Genomic DNA, 1,747 nt, shown 5'->3' with positions numbered 1-1,747 from the left:
CGACAGGTCGGCGACCTTGAAGTCCGTGAAGTCAGCGGTGGCCTGCGAGGACATACGGTGCACTCCTTGAGTTCAGTACGTTGCGGTGGATCTCCAGCGCCGCCGTGGAGCGGTTGAGCGTGATGTAGTGCAGCCCTGGGGCTCCTTCGGCGAGGAGCCGGTCGGCCATGGCGGTGGCGTACTCCACGCCGATGCGGTGCCCCTCGGCGGGGTCGTCGTGGGCGGCGTCCAGGCGGTGTGCCAGGTCCTCGGGGAAGGCGGCGCCGCTGAGTTCGGCGAAGCGGCCGATCTGGCGCACGTCGGTGGCCGGCATGATCTCCGGGATGATCGGGGTGTCGCAGCCGACGGCGGCCACCCGGTCGCGCAGCCGCAGATAGTCCTCCACGCGGAAGAACATCTGGGTGATGGCGTAGTCGGCGCCCGCCCGGCACTTGGCGACGAAGTGCCGGATGTCGCTGTCCCAGTCGGCCGAGCGCGGATGGCGCTCGGGGAAGGCCGCGACGCCGATCCGGAAGTCACCCAACTCCCGTACGAGCGTGACGAGTTCATGGGCGTGCGTGAAGCCTTCGGGGTGCGGGACCCACGGGGCGTTCGGGTCGCCGGGCGGGTCGCCGCGTACCACGAGGACGTCCCGGACACCGGCGTCGGCGTACTGCCCGATGATGTGCCGCAGCTCGGCGACGCTGTGCCCCACGGCGGTGAGGTGCGCGACCGGGCGCAGCGTCGTCTCGGCACCGATCCGGCGGGTCACGTCGACCGTGCGCTCCCGTGAGGAACCGCCCGCGCCGTAGGTGACGGACACGAAGTCGGGGGCGAGCGGCTCGACACGGCGCAGTGCGCGCCACAGCGTCTGCTCGCCCTTGGCCGTCTTGGGCGGGAAGAACTCGAAGGAGAACGTGGTCATGAGCGGCTGCCTCCCGTGTTGAAGTAGTTCGCCTCGGGATGGTGGGTGACGAGGGCGTCCGTGGACTGCTCGGGGTGGAGCTGGAACTCCTCGGAGAGCTGGACGCCGATGCGCTCCGGCTGCAGGAGGTCGGCGATCTTCGCGCGGTCCTCCAGGTCGGGGCAGGCCGGATAGCCGAAGGAGTAGCGGCAGCCCTGATAGTCGGTGCGGAGCATGCCGTCCAGGGATTCGAGGTCGCCGCCCGCGATGGAGAGCTCGCCGCGGACGCGGGCGTGCCAGTACTCGGCGAGGGCCTCGGCCAACTGCACGGAGAGGCCGTGGAGTTCGAGGTAGTCGCGGTAGGAGTCGGCCTCGAAGAGCTCGGCGGTGGCTTCGCCGATCCTGGAGCCTACGGTGACGACCTGGAGGCCGACGACATCGGTCTCGCCGGACTCCTCGGGCCGGAAGAAGTCGGCCAGGCACAGCCGCCGGCCGCGGCGCTGGCGCGGGAAGGTGAACCGGGTCCGCTCCTTGCCCTGCTCATCGAGGATGATCAGGCTGTCGCCCTTGGACACGCACGGGAAGTAGCCGTGGACGACGGCCGCTTCGAGGAGGTTCTCGGTGCGCAGCCGGTCCAGCCACATCCGCAGCCGGGGCCGCCCCTCGGTCTCGACCAGGTCCTTGGTCAGGCCCCACTGGCCGCGGAACAGCGCGGTCTCGTCGAGCCAGCTCGCGTACTCCTTGAGCTGGATGCCCTTGACGACGCGGGTGCCCCAGAACGGCGGGGTGGGCACGGGGTTGTCGGTGGCGACGTCCGAGCGGCCGCTCTCCTGCGGCTCTTCGAGCACCAACTCCCGCTTGGGA

Annotated in this window: 2 protein-coding genes; both read right to left on the bottom strand. The window is 70.3% G+C overall.

Annotated features, from left to right (window positions below; all coding sequences use genetic code 11):
* Positions 1-31 precede the first annotated feature (31 nt).
* Complete coding sequence (gene metF, locus QIS96_RS37600; protein ID WP_282547387.1) at positions 32-904, bottom strand: methylenetetrahydrofolate reductase [NAD(P)H]; 873 nt, start codon at positions 902-904, stop codon at positions 32-34.
* The coding region (locus QIS96_RS37595) for a vitamin B12 dependent-methionine synthase activation domain-containing protein (RefSeq protein ID WP_282547386.1) at positions 901-1,747 on the bottom strand (847 nt) is incomplete at its 5' end. The genes QIS96_RS37595 and metF, both read right to left, overlap by 4 nt.

The organism is Streptomyces cavernicola (genome assembly GCF_029968035.1).
GTDB lineage: Bacteria > Actinomycetota > Actinomycetes > Streptomycetales > Streptomycetaceae > Streptomyces > Streptomyces cavernicola.
Note: the sequence above shows the minus strand (reverse complement) of the source record. Positions and strands in the feature narration are given on the sequence as shown.

What these genes read in the sequence shown, in the direction of transcription:
- metF (WP_282547387.1), bottom strand. Translation starts at nt 904, where the DNA reads ATGACCACGTTCTCCTTCGAGTTCTTCCCGCCCAAGACGGCCAAGGGC.